Source organism: Thalassotalea sp. PS06 (assembly GCF_007197775.1).
Classification (GTDB): Bacteria; Pseudomonadota; Gammaproteobacteria; order Enterobacterales; family Alteromonadaceae; genus Thalassotalea_A.
Window position 1 is genome coordinate 3,297,791 of record NZ_CP041638.1, and the last position, 18,638, is coordinate 3,316,428.

At 44.1% G+C, this 18,638-nt stretch carries 16 protein-coding genes; 12 read left to right on the forward strand and 4 right to left on the reverse strand.

Annotation, left to right across the window (positions count from 1 at the left end):
• The first annotated feature begins 245 nt into the window (after positions 1-245).
• The 4 genes from aroQ (at position 246) to FNC98_RS16855 (ending at position 2,890) form a co-directional block, all read left to right on the forward strand.
• The gene (gene aroQ, locus FNC98_RS14540) at positions 246-698 is read left to right on the forward strand and encodes a type II 3-dehydroquinate dehydratase (protein WP_144035021.1); all 453 of its coding nucleotides are present in this window, start codon (positions 246-248) and stop codon (positions 696-698) included.
• A 19-nt stretch (positions 699-717) separates the two neighbouring features.
• Positions 718-1,164 carry an acetyl-CoA carboxylase biotin carboxyl carrier protein gene (accB, locus tag FNC98_RS14545; protein ID WP_144035022.1) on the forward strand — a complete coding sequence of 149 codons (447 nt, stop codon included), beginning with the start codon at positions 718-720 and terminating at the stop codon, positions 1,162-1,164.
• A 23-nt stretch (positions 1,165-1,187) separates the two neighbouring features.
• On the forward strand, positions 1,188-2,534 hold the full coding sequence (accC, locus tag FNC98_RS14550; protein WP_144035023.1) for an acetyl-CoA carboxylase biotin carboxylase subunit: 1,347 nt from the start codon (positions 1,188-1,190) through the stop codon (positions 2,532-2,534).
• A gap of 185 nt (positions 2,535-2,719) precedes the next feature.
• On the forward strand, positions 2,720-2,890 hold the full coding sequence (locus FNC98_RS16855; RefSeq protein WP_185967995.1) for an oxidoreductase-like domain-containing protein: 171 nt from the start codon (positions 2,720-2,722) through the stop codon (positions 2,888-2,890).
• A 267-nt stretch (positions 2,891-3,157) separates the two neighbouring features.
• Here the strand turns inward: FNC98_RS16855 and FNC98_RS16860 are convergent, their stop codons facing one another.
• From FNC98_RS16860 to FNC98_RS14565, 3 genes are all read right to left on the reverse strand, one after another.
• Positions 3,158-3,457: a DUF1643 domain-containing protein gene (locus FNC98_RS16860; RefSeq protein WP_185968118.1), complete on the reverse strand. Its 300-nt coding sequence runs from the start codon at positions 3,455-3,457 to the stop codon at positions 3,158-3,160.
• Between the two features lie 1,430 nt (positions 3,458-4,887).
• Entirely contained in the window at positions 4,888-7,521 is a 2,634-nt protein-coding gene (locus FNC98_RS14560; RefSeq protein WP_144035024.1) for an Ig-like domain-containing protein, read from the reverse strand.
• A 901-nt stretch (positions 7,522-8,422) separates the two neighbouring features.
• Positions 8,423-9,634, reverse strand: coding sequence for a Bcr/CflA family efflux MFS transporter (locus tag FNC98_RS14565; RefSeq protein WP_144035025.1), 1,212 nt, complete (start codon positions 9,632-9,634; stop codon positions 8,423-8,425).
• A 150-nt stretch (positions 9,635-9,784) separates the two neighbouring features.
• Between FNC98_RS14565 and FNC98_RS14570 the strand changes: the two genes are divergently transcribed.
• From FNC98_RS14570 to FNC98_RS14605, 8 genes are all read left to right on the forward strand, one after another.
• A complete protein-coding gene (locus FNC98_RS14570; RefSeq protein ID WP_144035026.1) occupies positions 9,785-10,597 on the forward strand; it encodes an MOSC domain-containing protein in 813 nt (270 codons plus the stop codon).
• A gap of 79 nt (positions 10,598-10,676) precedes the next feature.
• The gene (locus FNC98_RS14575) at positions 10,677-11,261 is read left to right on the forward strand and encodes an anthranilate synthase component II (RefSeq protein WP_144035027.1); all 585 of its coding nucleotides are present in this window, start codon (positions 10,677-10,679) and stop codon (positions 11,259-11,261) included.
• Between the two features lie 472 nt (positions 11,262-11,733).
• Positions 11,734-12,096, forward strand: coding sequence for a PilZ domain-containing protein (locus tag FNC98_RS14580; RefSeq protein ID WP_144035028.1), 363 nt, complete (start codon positions 11,734-11,736; stop codon positions 12,094-12,096).
• Between the two features lie 270 nt (positions 12,097-12,366).
• Positions 12,367-13,572, forward strand: coding sequence for an aspartate aminotransferase family protein (locus tag FNC98_RS14585; RefSeq protein ID WP_144035588.1), 1,206 nt, complete (start codon positions 12,367-12,369; stop codon positions 13,570-13,572).
• 26 nt (positions 13,573-13,598) lie between these two features.
• Positions 13,599-14,615, forward strand: a complete 1,017-nt coding sequence (astA, locus tag FNC98_RS14590; RefSeq protein ID WP_144035029.1) for an arginine N-succinyltransferase — start codon at positions 13,599-13,601, stop codon at positions 14,613-14,615.
• A 9-nt stretch (positions 14,616-14,624) separates the two neighbouring features.
• Complete coding sequence (astD, locus tag FNC98_RS14595) at positions 14,625-16,094, forward strand: succinylglutamate-semialdehyde dehydrogenase (RefSeq protein ID WP_144035030.1); 1,470 nt, start codon at positions 14,625-14,627, stop codon at positions 16,092-16,094.
• Positions 16,095-16,122: 28 nt separating this feature from the next.
• Entirely contained in the window at positions 16,123-16,920 is a 798-nt protein-coding gene (locus FNC98_RS14600) for a DUF1338 domain-containing protein (RefSeq protein ID WP_144035031.1), read from the forward strand.
• 114 nt (positions 16,921-17,034) lie between these two features.
• Positions 17,035-17,442 carry an OsmC family protein gene (locus FNC98_RS14605; protein ID WP_144035032.1) on the forward strand — a complete coding sequence of 136 codons (408 nt, stop codon included), beginning with the start codon at positions 17,035-17,037 and terminating at the stop codon, positions 17,440-17,442.
• Between the two features lie 35 nt (positions 17,443-17,477).
• On the opposite strand, the gene FNC98_RS14610 is transcribed toward FNC98_RS14605, so the two are convergent.
• A complete protein-coding gene (locus FNC98_RS14610) occupies positions 17,478-18,377 on the reverse strand; it encodes a phosphoribulokinase (protein ID WP_144035033.1) in 900 nt (299 codons plus the stop codon).
• Positions 18,378-18,638 lie beyond the last annotated feature (261 nt).

Consider the following 18,638-nt stretch of genomic DNA (forward strand, 5'->3'; position numbering starts at 1 on the left):
TTTTGATGGCCGTTTTCGGATTTTCCCGAACCTTCCCAACCGCAGCCAACCCCCCGAAATCAAAGGCGAATTTCCCGCGAACGTCGGTGATTAGACCAGTATTTTGGTGCTATATTCTTCGAACTCTCTATAATGTGCAATTAATTGCAAATTCTGATGGTTTTTTCGTCATTTTTAATGTTGAATGGCAGTAAAGGCTAGGTAAGCTCAACGAAGAGCTTTGAATTTCAGGAAGTTAGAGAATAATGACAGCAAAACATAATGTGCTTGTAATCAATGGTCCCAATTTAAATCGTCTTGGGTTACGTCAGCCGGAAATTTACGGCTCACAAACCTTAAACGATATCATTGAATCTCTGACAGCGGATGCTGAAAAACTGAATATTGAGCTGAATCATTTTCAATCGAATGCGGAACACGAACTGATTGAACGTATTCATCAAGCCTATCAGCAAGCGGATTTTATCATCATTAATCCAGCGGCATATACCCACACCAGTGTGGCAATAAGAGATGCCCTGCTTAGTATTGATGTACCGTTTTATGAAGTGCACTTATCCAATATTCATAGTCGCGAACCATTTAGACATCATTCCTACCTTTCGGATATTGCCGAAGGGGTAATTTGTGGATTTGGCCCCCAAGGATACGCCATGGCGCTTGGCGCCGCCGCACAATTGTTAGCACAGAATAAATAAAGAGAGTTAAGGTACTGTAATGGATATTCGTAAAATTAAAAAATTGATCGAACTTGTTGAAGAATCAGGTATCAGCGAGTTAGAAATTTCCGAAGGTGAAGAGTCTGTACGTATTAGCCGTGCAAGCTCGGTCGCTGTGCCACAAACCTATGTTGCAGCACCTGCGCCAGCAGCTCCGGCAGCACCTGCGGCTCCAGCAGCAGAAGCAGCGCCAGCAAGCGCAGAGCTGAGCGGTCACGTTGTACGTTCACCTATGGTTGGCACTTTCTACGGTGCGCCATCTCCAGACGCACCAGATTTTGTTGAAGTTGGTCAGCACGTTAACGCTGGCGATACCCTATGTATCGTTGAAGCGATGAAAATGATGAACCAAATCGAAGCGGATAAGTCAGGCGTTATCAAGCAAATCCTGGCGAAAAACGAAGATACTATTGAGTTCGACCAACCATTATTCGTCATTGAATAAGCAGGCAAAGGAAGACTGATTCCATGTTGAAAAAAGTAGTTATCGCCAACCGAGGCGAAATTGCTCTGCGTATATTGCGAGCATGTAAAGAACTGGGTATCGAAACCGTTGCCGTGCATTCCACTGCCGACAAAAACCTGAAACACGTTTTATTGGCTGACGAAACCATTTGTATAGGTAAGCCAGCGGCAACGGAAAGTTACTTAAACATTCCACGTATTATCACCGCTGCGGAAGTCACCAATGCCGATGGTATTCATCCAGGTTATGGTTTCCTTGCGGAAAATGCTGATTTTGCTGAGCAGGTAGAAGATTCAGGCTTCAGCTTTATTGGTCCTTTAGCAGACTCTATCCGCCTTATGGGTGATAAAGTTTCTGCGATTCAAGCGATGAAAGAAGCAGGCGTTCCTTGTGTACCTGGTTCAGACGGCCCTCTTACCGATGATAATGAGCTAAACCTTGCCCATGGTCGTCGTATTGGTTACCCGGTAATCATCAAAGCTTCTGGTGGTGGCGGTGGTCGCGGTATGCGTGTTGTCCGTGAAGAATCTGACCTTCTGGAAGCTATTCAGCTAACTCAGGCAGAAGCCCGTGCAGCATTTAACAATGACATGGTTTACATGGAGAAATTCCTGGAAAACCCTCGTCACGTTGAAATTCAGGTCCTGGCCGATGGTCAGGGTAATGCTATCCACTTAGGTGAGCGTGACTGTTCAATGCAGCGCCGTCACCAGAAAGTTGTGGAAGAAGCGCCAGCGCCGGGAATTTCTGAAGAGCTACGAGCTGAAATTGGTGCTCGTTGTTGTAATGCCTGTATCGAGATTAATTATCGCGGAGCCGGTACTTTTGAATTCCTATACGAAAACGGTGAATTCTACTTTATCGAGATGAACACCCGTATTCAGGTTGAGCATCCGGTTACTGAGATGATCACTGGTGTGGATTTGATCAAAGAGCAATTACGTATTGCCAGCGGTCAAAAACTTACCATCAAGCAGGAAGACATCAAAGTTCAGGGCCACGCCATTGAATGTCGTATTAACGCGGAAGACCCGCGCACCTTTATCCCTTCACCGGGTAAAGTGACGCGTTTCCACCCACCAGGTGGTTTAGGTGTGCGTTGGGATTCTCATGTCTACACAGATTACTCTGTACCACCTCATTACGATTCGATGATTGGTAAATTGATCACTTATGGTGAAAGTCGTGAAGTGGCAATCGCCCGCATGAAGAATGCGTTGAATGAAATCGTTATCGATGGCATCAAGACTAACATCACTTTGCAGGAAGACATCATGAACGATGTTGGCTTTGCCCGTGGTGGCGCTAATATTCATTATCTCGAGAAGAAACTCGCAGATATCGAATAAAGCGGATATCGAACGCTTTCGACGTAAATAACGTTAAGACTTTGTAATGAAAACCCTGCTTTGCAGGGTTTTCTTTTATCTGGGCGAGCAAAAATCCTACTAGCTATGATACACTCGCGCCAAGCGTTAATAGAATTCCATTGGCCCGGCGATGACAACATCAAAGCCGCCAATAACATTTAGAAATGACAGATAACAATCCAATTCAATTAGAAAAACCTACCCCTCCAGGCGACGGCGAATGCTGCGAAAGTGGTGTATGCGATCCGTGCGTATGGGATTTTTACTATAAAGAACTGCAACAGTGGCGCATTAAGCAAAGCGAGCTTAATGCCGAGCAACAGGACGCTAAGTAAATCGTTTCGGTGCGTAGCTAATTGTACAATCTCAGTTTTATACCACTGATTTTGACAATGGAATAACCATTCTCTGCAATTAAAGCCTTGTCTAAAAGCCTTTAAATTCTCACTGAGTGAGCAATAATTTAATGGGATTGGTATTAAATTCTTTTTCAAGTACAAGGGGTGACTAGGCTGCCCGTTTTGTTTTTTTGCCAGACAATAAGGCTAGTTTATCAACGCCAACACCTCTTTATCGCGAGTTAAATACTCCCCATCACTGCCCTATGCCAACAAAGTTCTATGCGCCTTGGAAATGTAGTGCTGAAGCCAATAGTCATTGTATTCGCCAATTGGCTTTTTGGCCGCTTTCATCTCGCTAGGCCTAACTGCGCAATAGGCAAACAGGTTCGTCATCAATACCCCTCCATACCCCCAATCTTTGGCGATATTAATGCATCTAGTAATGGTGGGATCATTGCGCTTCTCGTCCGCTGCCGATGGATTCAGGCCAATAAACAGGATGATAGGTTCATTGCCGCCATAACACGTAGCGATAGCGCCTCGATGAAGAAAATATCGCACCGCTTTGCACAGAAAAACCTTAAGAATAGAGCCTTATAGTTAACTTTAGGTTACCCTGAAATTTGGGGCTTCTAGCATTTCTAAACATTATGATTCGCAATCAAAAAAGGTCCGGCATGGGAAGCGATCTGAATCAAAGGGACAGCACGTTGTTTCAGTCAGCTCAATGATGTAATTTAAATAAGCGGCCAACGGCCGTTGAGAGCTGTGAGTTCAACCGATGGACGCAACACACTCATTAAATCGTTCAGCCACTTTGAAATACCATCCCGAAAAACGAGATTACGGCCTACGCCGCAAAGACGAATTTAAACCTTTTCGACAGCGTCCTCACAGAAAATTGCTCCTGCATTTTCTGCATATAAGCCATCCATGGCCAAAACCGACGCAGTCCTCTTCTAAAGAAAGTGGTAACTTCAGCTATTGACTCAAGGTTTTTGCTTTTCACTCGAAGCGACGTTTTTTGTCGCGTACCCGGAACAATCTTTGATTGTGTGCTCGGAGTGGCATTTTCTGCCACGTACCCGGAGTATCGTTTGCGATACGTACTCAGGGAGTTTTAACTCCCGCTTGTGGCACTGAAGAGTCATTCGGCCCAAGCCAAGATTCCCTGTAGTATCAGGGAATGACGCAAGGCTTTTTGTTTTTAACTCGAAGCGACGTTTTGTGTCGCGTACCCGGAACAATCTATGATCGTGTACCCGAAGCGACGTTTTACGTCACGTGCTCGGAGTATCGTTTACGATACGTACTCAGGGAGTTTTAACTCCCGCTTGTGGCACTGAAGAGTCATTCGGCCCAAGCCAAGATTCCCTGTCGTGGCAGGGAATGACGCAAGGGTTTTTACTTCCACCTTCCACCTTCCACCAGCGAAGCTTACCTCACTCGAAGCGACGTTTTGTGTCGCGTACCCGGAACAATCTTTGATTGTGTACCCGAAGTGACGTTTTCCGTCACGGGCACAGAATTTCAGTTCCAGACAAATTCTGCGTACCAACATCCATGTCGGTAACTCGGAGTATCGTTTACGATACGTAATCAGGGAGTTCCAACTCCCGCTTGTGGCACAATTCGGTTATACAAGCTTGGCCAAGATTCCCTGTCGTGGCAGGGAATGACTCAAGGGTTTTTGCTTTTTCTTCCACCGAAAATTGCTCCTGCATTTTCGGCATATAGGCCAATCCCTGGCCAAAACCTTCCACCTTCCACCAGCGAAGCTTACCTCACTCGAAGCGACGTTTTATGTCGCGTACTCGGAACAATCTCTGATTGTGTACCCGAAGTGGCTTTTTCTGCCACGTACCCGAAGCGACGTTTTCCGTCGCGTTCTCGAAGTATCGCTTGCGATACGTCCCAAGGAAGTTGGAGCTTCCAACTTCCGTCCAGACACAAAAAAGCCCCTTTCGGGGCTTTTTCAATTTTCGCTCTGATTAGCGTTCAGTGCGAATTGTCATTTCAGGTGTTTCAGTAACGTTACCCTGTTTGTCATAAGCGACAGCTTTCAGAGTTTTCGCACCGTCAGACAATTTTGAAATATTAATCGTATGGGTATACGGATATTCAGTTTTTGTCTTCACCAGGCGGCCACGGAAGTAGATTTCTACTTTTTCAATACCGTCGCTATCTTCAGCCATTACATCGATAAACAATTCACCACTATGAGTTGAATCAGCATACGGAGATAAGATTTCTACCGTTGGATTCACGCCATCATCTGGCACAGTTGGTACTTCAGGTTCAGTCGGAACTTCTGGCTCCGTTGGAACTTCAGGTTCAGTAGGAACTTCTGGTTCCGTTGGTTCACCTGGTTCAGTACCATCAATCGAATTGTCTACATAGATTTTATGGTCACCTGTATCTGCTACGTTACCTGCGGCATCATAAGCAACAGCGCGTAGTGTTTTTTCACCTTCACCCAGTTTAGAAATGTTAATACTAAACTCAAACGGGTATGCCTCTTTGGTTTGTACCTTACGGCCACGGAAGTAAAGCTCAACTTTAGTTACCGCTACGTTATCCTGTGCATCTACATCAACATTCAGAACACCACCGTTTTTACTACCAGCCGACGGACTCATTATTTGTACATAAGGTGCTTCAGTATCAACACCCGGTACTTCTGGATCCGTTGGTACTTCTGGCTCCGTTGGAACTTCTGGTTCAGTTGGTACTTCCGGCTCCGTCGGTACTTCTGGTTCAGTAGGAAGCTCTGGTTCAGGAGCGGTATTATCTACCATTACATTGAACACTTCAGTCGCAGTTGAATTACCTTTGGTATCGTAAGCGATAGCCTGCAGTGTTTTATAACCTGCACCCATTTTCGAGATATTAATCGTATGGCTATATGGTGATGATGTTAATGTTTTCACCAAACGACCACGGAAATATAACTCTACTTTTTCAATACCATCAGAATCCTTCGCATCAATCTTAACGTTTAGTTGCTGACTCTGAGTTACCGTCACGTCAGGTGAAAGAAAGCTCACCGTTGGTGCGTTACCATCACCTGGTACTTCAGGTTCTGGATCCGGCGTTACCTCGATCTCTGCATTTTTAACCATTACATAGTGGTTCGAAGTTTCTGTAACATTACCTGCCGTATCAGTAGCGATAGCGGTTAATGCATGTTCACCATCAGCCACCGTTTTAGAATCCACACTAAATGAATAAGGTGAACTAAAATCAGCACCAATACGCTGACCAGCAAAGTATAGCTCTACCTTTTTCACAGCCTCATTATCGGTAGCGTTAACGTTTACGCTAAACAAACCTTTAACTTCGCTATCCTGCTTAGGAGAAGTGATACTCACTTCTGGCGCAGTCTGATCAAGTTCCGGCTCAGGGTCTGGTACATATACGCTATCACGTAATGCCGCAGCCGCATCAATTCGACCATAACCAAACTTAGTACTGTAGCTACCTGAGAACATTGAGTTATCCGCATTGTTTTCCAACAAGCTTTCAAGCTCCTTGTTACTCATTTTCGGGTTAGCAGCTTTCAACAGAGCTAACACACCTGCCGTAGCCGGGGCTGCGAAAGAGGTACCAGTACCACTACCGTAGCCACTTTTTGTCGTCGTTGCCAGACCCTGACCTGGGGCTGAAACGTCAAGACATTTACCATAGTTTGAAAAGCTTGCTTTACCGTCACTTGAGGTAGTCGCGCCAACCGTAATCACATATGGATTATCAGTACAGGTCAGGCTCTTACCCTGGTTACCCGCTGCCGCAACAACCAAGCCACCCTTGTCATGGAAATACTTAGCTGCACCTTTAACCGTTGAACTATCTGAGATCATGTAACTTACGTTTGCAATATCAGCACCATTATCGGCAGCCCAGGTTAACGCACGAGCGATATCAAACAGAGATGCAACACCATCACTACGGTTAGAAATCTTAACCGGTAGTACTTTCGCATCCCAGGCGATAGATGTAACACCTTTGTTGTTGTTACTTACCGCTGCGACAACACCAGCAACTTTAGTACCGTGACCATTTGAGTCAGTAACGTCAGTATTTTTACTAACAACGTTGTAACCCGGTAATAGGTTAGCTTTTAAATCTTCGTGGTTCTTGTTTACACCAGTATCAAGTACCGCAACAACAACACCATTACCTTTTGACTTAGTCCAGGCTTCAGGAAGATTCATTTTCTTTAAGTGCCATGACTGCTTAGGGTCATTGGCAGTGATCGATTCTAATTCAACCAATCGGTTAACCTCGGCATATTCAATATGCGGGTTAGCATTCAATTCTTTAGCTATTTTATCGCGCTTTTTCTTAGGAACCTTTACCAAATTCGCACGTAAAGCCTGCTTCATTTGTTTGGCACCACGTGCCTTTTGAGGCGCTACATCGACTTCAGCGTCATGCTTTTCAAGGATGTTTTGCAAATCTGCATCTGATAAACCTGCTTTAGGTACGATAATAATCTCACCTTCGCCAACCTCATCAGGAAGTTGGTAATTAGCAGAAGCTGGGGCGGCTACCGCACCCATTAATACTGCGCCAGATAGTACTTTAACGATTTGTTTATTTAGTAGTGTTTTTTCGAACAACATGTCCTAAGACCTCCTAAAAACTACCGAGTCAACCCTGGCTACCGTTTATGGCTGCGCATTTTATTGGGGTGACCCGATCCTCGATGACGTACCGAGGAAAATAATCGAACCCAGGTTCGATACCCGAAGTCGCCTTCGAGTGATGAATTTATAAGCGGGAAATTTCTTTTCTTCGCTTGCTCAATTTCAATAGTTGTTATTTTAGAGCTTTAAACTAATTATTAATATCAATGTTACATTTGTTTAACACAGGAGATTAATAAACAACCTAAAACCAAAAGTTTTCTTACTATAGCGAAATAAAAGGTACTGTCTGTTACCAGATTGGAGGGAATTTGTTGTTAACGTTTGATCATTCGTAAACAATTTGTTATCGGCAGCCTAAATCAGGGCTAAAATATACAACTGATGACCACTACGGGTTTGATTTGAAGTTTCCTGGATGCTTGTACGAACCAAGAAAAACGAAATATATACCTATTTATCAATGACCTAAATAAATAATCTCAACATAATTTATTACAGTGTGGATTTTCTACATGAAACTCATGACATCGGCCAATACCCGAATGTGGGTTAAGAAAAACTACCTCATATGCCGTTAACTGTTTATTGCCCCGTCAGACATTAACTAATACTGAAGAGGCAAAAATGTACAGAATGTAAATAAAACGTAATTTTATGCAATTAAGATAGGAATTAAAGTAAACTTACCATTTGTTCACATTAAATATAATAAAAAGAGCCATTGTAACAAAGTTAATTAAATGGCCATGTAACGGATATGAATTTCGAACTTCCAAGGCTTAGGAAAAGTAAAAGCTCCCAATAGAGCAACGAGAACCGCTTTTACAATTGGTCAGATATGAAAATAAAAGCCAATTGATAAATTTAAGAAGTATTACCCGGTCGCATTACGAGCAATTGATGGCAGCTGGATGACGGCAATAAACACAACCGCCAGCAGCATCAGCAACGTAAAAGGGACGGCGGTATTGGTTGCAAATAATGCCAATATCGGTCCAGCCAGAGAACCAATACCAAATTTAGCGGTTCCGATAACAGCTGTGGCCGTGCCGGTTTGCTCACTAAAGCGGATCAATATTAATGAGTCAGCGCTCACCGCAATTAAAGACAGACAGCTCATTAAAGGCAGCAGGGTTAAAACCGTATATAGTAAAGGCAGGTATAACCAATTGGCGGTAAACAGAGCTGCGGCAAAAACAATTCCGAGAATTATTGCTCGTTTTAATATCCACAACGAACCTCTGCGGCCCACCAGCCGGGTATTAATAAACTGCGCCAGCATTAACGCCAGTACGTTCAGGGCGAAAAGAAAACTAAATAAAAACTCAGAGGTTTGGTACACATCCAGGTAAACACTGGGGATAGCAGTGAGATAACAAAAGAAGGCAAAGGCTGCCAACATGCTGCTGGCAACATTCTTTCGAGCCTGCTTATCGCCCAATACAATGTAGTAATTCTTTAAGAACTGGCTAAAATTTGCGGCATCGGTGGTACTCGACATCTCAGGTAAATAGCGGGCAGCGAAAAAGATCAAGGCGATGCCATAAATGGCCAATAGATAAAACATCCACTGCCAGCTGCCAAATACCAGAATAAAACTACCTATTGTCGGTGCCAGCATCGGCGCAAACATCATGATCATGCTGACATAGGACATGCCCTTAGCAGTATCTTTGCCATAAAACTGACGAATGGTGCCGGGTACGACCACGGTGGCGGCACTACCTAAAAAAGCCTGCACCGCTCGCAGCGCCATAAATCCTTCGATAGAGGTCTGCAGTGGTAATAATAAGCAACAAACGACAAACCCGGTTAATCCGATCATAACCAGTCGTCGACGGCCAAACATATCCGCAAGCGGTCCAAACAGCAACAGACCTAGAGCGTAACCAGCAAGATAGATACTCAAGGTATTTTGTACGCTGGCCATTGTTGTCCCTAGCTGCTTGGCGATCAGTAACATGGCTGGTAAATAAAGATCGATAGCAAGAGGCGTGATTGCGACAATTGCAGCCAACAAACTAATCAATGTCAGCAGATTTATAGGTGCTGCTGACCGAGTTTCAATATTTGTGGATTCAGACATTAATGGCAGCCATAACAGCGGGACAAAGAGAAGGCGAAATTATACGCCTTAAGCGTCATTACATAAATAAATTACATGATTAATTATAAGGTTAGTTAATTTCGCTGTTTTTGAATATAATTTTAAAGGCCACCTAAATTGGACCTGAATATGCGTAGCTTTGTAAGAGATCTTTTTGTTTATCCGATAAAATCCGCGAAAGGCGTTCGTATTGAGCACAGTAATGTGCAAGAGTGCGGATTAGCGTTTGATCGTCATTTTCTGGTTACCGATACCCAGGGTAAATTTATTACCGGCCGCAGCAAAGCGAAAATGGTGCTGATAGAAACGCATCTGCATGCCAATGGCATTCTGCTTGAAGCTCCCGGTATGGGCAGGTTGGTTTTACAACATCTGGATTTTACCGATACCTACGATCAGGTACAGGTTTGGAATGATAAATTTAAAGGTCAACACTGCTCCGAATCGGCTGACAAATGGTTGTCTCAATACCTGGGCGTAGATTGCAGACTGTATTATTTTGGACCCAATTCGGTGCGCCACGTTACCGATACCACCCACCCAGTAAGTTTTGCCGATGGCTACCCGATTCTTTTATTGTCGCAGGCGTCATTGCGCGATCTGAATCAACGCGCCACACAACCTATCGTAATGGAACAGTTTCGACCAAATATCGTTGTCGACAGATGCAGTCCTTATGCAGAGGATACCTGGCATAAAATTCGAATTGGTGATGTCGAATTTTTAGTGAGCAAGCCATGCTCGCGATGCGTGTTTACTACCGTCGACCCAATAACTGGCAAACGCAGTGAAACCAAAGAGCCATTAGCAACGCTTAATCAATACCGGTGCGGCGATGATGGGCAGATTTATTTTGGCCAAAACCTTATTCCGTTAAATTCAGGACACATCAATATTGGCGATCAGGTTGAAATCCTCTCCAGCCAACCGCCTTTGTTTTGAAAAATCGAGCTCGAAAATTGAGTTTATCCTGTGCAAATGAAATAATCGCCGCCAGTTTCATCAGGTACCGAAATCCACCATGCTGTTAATGATCGACAATTACGATTCTTTTACTTTTAACCTGGTTCATTATTTTCGCCAACTAGGGGAAGAGGTCATCACAATTCGTAATGATGAAATTTCGATTACCCAGATACACACCATGAAACCCGACTATATCGTCATCTCGCCTGGTCCGGGAGATCCTGATGGTGCCGGTCTGACACTGGAAATTATTCGCACCTTTGCCGGTAAGATCCCTTTATTAGGTGTTTGCCTTGGACATCAATCTATCGCCCAATGTTATGGCGGTAAGGTAAAACGTGCGGTAAAAGTCATGCATGGAAAAACATCGACCGTCGCTCACAATCAGCAGGGACTGTTCAAAGATCTAAATAATCCATTGACCGTCACTCGTTATCATTCGCTTATCGTCGATCCGGATAACCTGCCTGATGCCTTGCAAGTTACTGCCTGGATTGAATCAGACGATGGCCAGATTGAGGAAATTATGGGGATTGAGCATAAATCGCTCCCCGTTTTCGGTGTTCAGTTTCATCCGGAGTCGGTATTAACCGAACAGGGCCTGGCGCTAATTAAAAATTTCTTATACCAATCACATTAAAATATTGCTCACTCCGTGAGAATTTAAAGGCTTTTAGACAAGGCTTTGATTGCAGAGAATGGTTATTCCATTTTCAAAATTAGCCAAAATCAGTAATGCAGCACAAACGCCTTTAAAACTCACCCGTAGGGAGTTTATCTTAAGGCCCATTTACGGCCCTATATTTCATGAATATAGAATGACTATATCAATAAAATCTATGTTGTAACTGAACCTCTGCCCTAACTCTGAGTTGTGCACAAACTTCGTGTGATTGGTATTAACCGCTAATTAAGTTAGTGATTATTGACTTTGACCACGGCTCTGGGCTAGTGTGGGTCTATATTTACCAATTAGTTTGAAAGATTTATTTCAACGCTTAGCAACCGTTAAAAGATCCCCCCAGTCTTGGAGACTCCCCCCTGACTCCAGCAATTGCTAACTGCTTGAATTAGTTCTAATTCTGGAAAAATTTCCAGTTCAGGGTTTTAAAATGGTCGTAGAAAGACGTTTTCATCCAAGATATATCATGCAATTACCAGTTAAGCTAAAACTTCCTGGTAGTGACGAATTGTATAAGGCCAACAGTTTAAATGTGTCCCTTTCGGGTATGCAACTGGCAGTTCCTCAATATGTTACCGATGCAATAAAGCGCTATTGCTCTATCCCTCAGGAATTAACCGTTTCCATCGTCGCTGACAATGACGAAAGCGATGATTCAGAGCCTTTGCAATATCCGGCTCGAATCATTATCAATCGCCGTATGTCCAGTGATGAGTATTTGATCGGCCTGAAATTCCGGGCGTTATCGACAACCCACCAAGAATCTCTGCAAAACCTTCTCAACCGCGCATAATTACTGCAGCGTTTATTTTTACGATGGCTTAACAAAGAATAAAATATTCTTTACATAATACTGCAAGGGAATATATATTTATTCATTTAACTTGAATAAAACCCGCTAAGCCTTTGGTTTTACTGGCCTGCGCGTCGATTTAGCAAAGACAAACTGGTTAAATTCTGGCATAATATTGGCCAATTTCGCGGTGAAGCTATGGCAAATATAGCGCCAAGCGATCCTAAAAATACAAATTAGATATTGAGGAAATAGAGAATGACCGAGCAAATTTCAGCAAATCGTGAGTTATTTGATGATGTAATGGTGCCTAATTATTCACCTTCAGCTGTGATCCCGGTACGTGGGAAGGGGTCAAGAGTATGGGACCAAAATGCTAATGAGCTTATCGATTTCGCTGGTGGTATTGCAGTAAGTTGCCTGGGTCATTGTCATCCTGCTCTGGTTGGTGCGTTAAAAGATCAAGGTGAGAAGATCTGGCACTTATCAAATGTAATGACTAATGAACCTGCATTACGTCTTGCTAAAAAGCTGGTAGATAACACGTTCGCAGAGAAAGTATATTTCGCTAACTCCGGCGCAGAATCTAACGAAGCAGCACTAAAGCTTGCTCGTCGTTGGGCGATAGACAACTTTGGTGAGCACAAGAGCCAGATTATTGCATTTAAACAAGGTTTCCACGGTCGTACTTTCTTCACCGTAACTGTTGGCGGCCAGGCTGCATATTCCGACGGTTTTGGTCCAAAGCCGGGCGACATTGTTCACGCTGAATACAACAACCTTGATTCTGTAAAAGCATTAATCAGCGACAACACTTGTGCCGTGGTTATGGAACCTCTGCAGGGTGAAGGCGGTATTGTTTCACCAACCGATGATTTTGCTAAAGGCGTTCGGGAACTTTGTGACCAGCATAACGCTCTACTTATTTACGATGAAGTTCAAACTGGTGTTGGCCGTACTGGTGATTTATATGCTTACATGGGCTTAGACGTTACACCAGATATCTTAACCACCGCAAAAGCATTGGGCGGCGGTTTCCCTATCGGCGCGATGCTGACTACTACCGAGATCGCCAAACACCTCAAAATCGGTACTCATGGCTCTACCTACGGTGGAAACCCGCTAGCTTGCGCAGTAGCAGAAGCGGCTTTCGATACGGTAAATGATCAAGCAGTTCTGGATGGTGTAAAACACCGCGAGCAATTGTTGAAATCAGGCCTTGAGAAAATCAACGAGAAGTATCAGGTATTCTCGCAAATCCGTGGTAAAGGTTTATTGGTAGGTGCGGTATTAACTGACGCTTATCAAGGCCGAGCTAAAGATTTCTTAAATGCGGCTATGGATCAAGGCCTAATGAGTCTGGTTGCTGGTGCCAGCATTATTCGCTTTACCCCTTCGTTGGTAATTCCAGAAGAGGATATTGCTGAAGGTTTGGCTCGTTTTGAACGCGCTGTTGAAACTATCGTCAACGGCTAATCTGTCCCTTTCAAAAGAGAAACATAATGATTATCGTACGACCCATTCGTAGCAGTGATTATGAAGTTTTACATCAGATTGCCGTTGAATCCGGGCATGGCTTTACGTCATTGCCCGTCAATGAAGAGCTGTTAACTAATCGCATCAATCGCGCTACTCGCTCTTTCCATTCCACACCACTGGAGCCGGGAGACGAAGGTTATCTATTTGTCATGGAGAATACCGAAACTGGTGAAGTGGTTGGAACCAGTGGTATTGAAGCGGCTGTAGGTCTGCATGATGCGTTTTACCATTACCATCTTGGCAAAGTGGTGCACTCTTCAAGGGAACTAAACATTTACAATAACGTCGATATTCTGTCTCTGAATAATGATTACACAGGGGCAACTGAGATTTGCACATTGTTCCTGAAGGCCTCTTATCGCGTCAATAATAACGGTCGTTTTCTGTCGAAGTTCCGCTTCCTATTTATGGCGGAACATCCAGAGCGTTTCAACAATACCGTTATTGCGGAAATGCGTGGCGTATCCGATGCCAATGGTCGCTCGCCATTCTGGCAATGGCTGGAAGAACACTTTTTCTCGATGGATTTTCCAACCGCTGATTATTTGTCAGGTATTGGTAACAAAGCCTTTATTGCGGAACTAATGCCCAAATATCCAATTTATGTGAGCTTACTATCAAAAGAAGCTCAGGAAGTTATTGGCAAAGTGCATGATAAAACCGTTCCGGCTCTTCGCTTATTAGAGAGTGAAGGGTTTGTGAATCGCGGTTACGTTGATATTTTTGATGCAGGCCCGACCGTAGAGTCAGAGCTTAATGGCATCAAAACCGTGCGCAACTCAAAACGTTTACAAGTAAAAATCGGTTCGGTATCGAGCACTAAAAAATACATCATCTGTAATACCCAGGTCGCCGAGTTCCGTGCGACTCAGATGCCAATCGACGTTGACGAACAACAAAACCATGCAATCATCGATATTGACACTGCCCAGGCACTTCTTGTTGAAGAAGGCGACTGGATCCGGGTATCCCAGAATTAAGAGGTTTATATGACTCACCCTGTACAATTTATTAATGGACAATGGCACCTTGGTGAAGGCGCCGCAATGTCCTCTCTTAACCCAGCGAAAAATGAGACTATCTGGTCCGGTACTGCTGCCAGTCCGGCGCAGGTAGATACTGCGGTTAAAAGTGCTCGCAAAGCATACGAAGACTGGGCAATTACTGATTATCAGCAACGTCTTGATTTGGTAGAGCGCTTTGCCCAGGCTCTTACTGATAACAAAGAAGCTCTGGCAATCACTATCGCTGAAGAAACTGGCAAGCCATTATGGGAAACCCGCACTGAAGTGGGTGCCATGGTTGGTAAAATTGCGATTTCTGTAAAAGCATACCAGGAAAGAACGGGTACCGTTGAAAATCCAATGCCTGGTGCGAAAGCGTTTATTCGTCACAAGCCGCACGGTGTTGTCGCCGTATTTGGCCCTTACAACTTCCCGGGTCACTTACCAAATGGCCACATCGTTCCTGCTTTACTTGCGGGTAATACGATTGTATTTAAGCCAAGTGAATTAACCCCAAAAGTGGCTGAAGAAACTATCAAACTTTGGGAGCAAGCAGGTTTACCTGCGGGCGTGATTAACCTGGTTCAGGGTGAAATTGAAACCGGTAAAGCTCTGGCTTCACACCCGGGTATCGATGGTTTGTTCTTCACCGGTAGTTCTAACACTGGTCACCTTTTGCATCAACAGTTTGCCGGTCAGCCTGGTAAGATTCTGGCGTTAGAGATGGGTGGTAACAACCCACTTATTATCAAAGACGTGGCGCAGGTTGATGCTGCCGTTCATGATATGGTGCAATCCGCATTTGTAACGTCAGGACAGCGTTGCACCTGTTCGCGTCGTGTGTTTATCGAAAACACTGAGCAAGGTGATGCTATTTTAAAACGCTTTATCGAAGTAAGTAGTCGCATCAAGGTTGGTTTTTACGACGACCAAGACCAGCCATTCATGGGGTCGATGATCTCGGAAAAGGCGGCACTTGGCATGCTGAACGCTCAGCAAAAGCTAATTGATATGGGTGCTAAAGTCCTGCTTGAAATGCGTCATTTAACTCCTGGCACAGGCTTTGTTACGCCAGGCATCATTGATGTTACCAGAGTTGAAGGCATCAAAGATGAAGAACACTTTGGGCCACTAGTTAAGATTTATCGTTATCAGGATTTCGATCAGGCAATCGATGAAGCAAACAATACCTCGTTTGGTTTATCCGCAGGTCTGTTAGCAGATAATGAGAGCGATTATCACCACTTCTTTAAGCGCATTCGTGCCGGTATTGTGAATTGGAACCGTCCAATCACGGGTGCCAGCAGTGCCGCTCCATTTGGTGGAATTGGCGCCAGCGGCAACCACAGGGCAAGTGCTTACTACGCTGCTGATTACTGTGCATACCCGGTAGCATCGGTAGAAAGTGAATCCGTTGTACTTCCTGAAAACCTCAGCCCTGGTCTGAGTTTCTAAAATTAAACGTTAATATTTGGGGAATTTTATGTCTTTGGCTGTAACAGAATTATTTGAAAATATCTGGAAAAACTATCTCGCGGTAACGCCTTCTGCAATTCGTGTTCACGAATTACTAGGCGCCGGTGCAGAATTAATTAACGATCATGTCGCCTATCGTACATTCAATATCGATAAGGTTGGCATCGACAAATTAGCTGCTCATCTGTTGGCGTTAGGCTATGAAGCAAAAGGTGAATATCACTTCGAAGCGAAAAAACTGTATGCGCGCCACTATGAGCATGCCGATCCTGCCCTCCCTAAAGTATTTATCAGTGAATTGCTGGTAGAGAAAATGAGTGGCGAGGTTCAGGAAATTATTCACAAGCTTATCGCAAAAATGGATGAGCAAGTGGTGACAGCTGATAACTTCCTGTACTCAGGAACCCATTGGCAAATCAGCTACAGTGATTACCAAACCTTGTTAGCAGAAAGCGAATATGCGGCCTGGTTAGCTGCCTGGGGTTACCGAGCTAATCATTTCACAGTGAGTATCAATCACCTTGAAGGCATTGATTGCATCAATAAAGTGAACGACATTGTAAGAGAAGGAGGTTTCCGCCTGAACACCTCCGGTGGTGAAGTCAAGGGTGGTCCAGAAGTAAAACTGGAGCAGTCATCAACCATGGCTGATGTTCATCCAGTTGCATTCAGTGACAGAACCGAAGAAATTCCAAGTTGTTTCTACGAGTTTGCTAAACGCTATCCTATGGATTGTGGTAATCTTTATACAGGTTTTGTTGCGGCTTCTGCCGATAAAATCTTTGAAAGCACAAACCAGGATTAACCCGCTTTAATCAGGCCCCAAGAACAATCGAAGCCCGCTAAATTGCGGGCTTTTTATTTTATGATATTGGTAATTCTGCTACTATTCGAACGATTTTAAAAATTGAGAAAATCTATGAAAGCACAAGTAAAATGGGTAGGCGAAGAAATGTTTATGGGCATTTCAGAAAGTGGTCATAGTATCGTAATGGATGCTAATGGCGGACAACTTGGCCCTAGCCCTCTGGAAAACGTTTTATTGTCATTGGGTGGCTGTTCCTCCGTTGACGTCGTTAGTATTTTACAAAAAGCACGCCAGGACGTGCACGACTGTGTGGTTGAGATTGAAGCAAAACGCGCGGATTCTGTTCCACGTTTGTTTACTGACATCCATTTGCACTTTGTTATCACTGGCACCGACGTTGCTGAAAAACACGTAGAACGTGCAGTGGCGCTATCAGCAGATAAATACTGCTCGGTAGCATTAATGCTCAACAAAGCTGTGAATATCACTCACGATTTCAAAATTAAAAAGCCGGTTTAATACCGGCCTTTTTTATTAAGTCGTTTTAAAGCGTGTTATTTATCTCTCGTCCAATCTATCTGCTGTCCCGCAGCACTGCGCTTTTCCATGATATCTTCAATGAGCGGCTTTAAAATCAACTCCATCGCCAGACCCATCTTGCCACCAGGTACAACCAATGTACTTACTCGTGACATGAAAGAGCCATCTATCATCCTTAGGTAAAAAGGAAAATCGACGTTTCTCGCATCGCGAAAACGAATAACCACGAAACTTTCGTCCTGCGACGGTATCGCTTTAGCACTGAAAGGGTTTGAGGTATCTACCGTTGGTACGCGTTGAAAATTAATATGAGTCCGAGAGAACTGCGGCGTAATATATTTAAAATAATCATCCATACTGCGAACTATGCTATCGCGCACTGCTTCTTTTGAGTGACCTCGTTGATTGGTATCTCTGAAAATCTTTTGGATCCACTCAAGGTTAACTATCGGCACCATGCCTATCAGCAGGTCTACGTGACGCGCAACATCAGCATCTTCAGTGACTACGCCGCCGTGAAGCCCCTCATAGAAGAGTAAATCCGAATCCTTACCCAGCGACTGCCATGGCGTAAATGTACCGGGCATTTGATTGTATGGCACTGCCTCGTCGAAAGTGTGAAGATATCGGCGCATTGTACCTTCGCCTTTCTCACTAAAATCGCTAAATAGTTTTGCCAATGACTGAAAATCATTAGCTTGCTCACCAAAATAGCTGAAGGTTTTTCCCTCTTCACTTGCCTTGCGTTTTAACAAATCCATTTCCGGGCGAGTATAACGATGAAAGCTATCTCCTTCGACCACAGTAGCTTTTATCCCCAATGCCCTAAATATATGATCGAAAGCTTCAGAAGTTGTAGAGGTTCCGGCACCGGAAGAACCAGTTACCGCGATGATTGGGTTACGTAGGGACATAAAGGGGGTTATCAATAACTTAAGTTATATGAAGTTATACTTCAGTTGGTTAGGTAAATTCAAGTTTTCGAAACATGTTGGTATCGCCGAAGCTGCGTTACAACAGTGATCGATGTTGAGGAAAAATGGTAGCGTTTTGAAACGGGGCGCTATACGATAATTGCTCTTGCATTTTCGATATAACCACCATCCATGGCGAAATCCGGGCATACTTGCACGCCTTACAAACCCTCCCTTGCTACCATCCATGGTTCGGGAGGA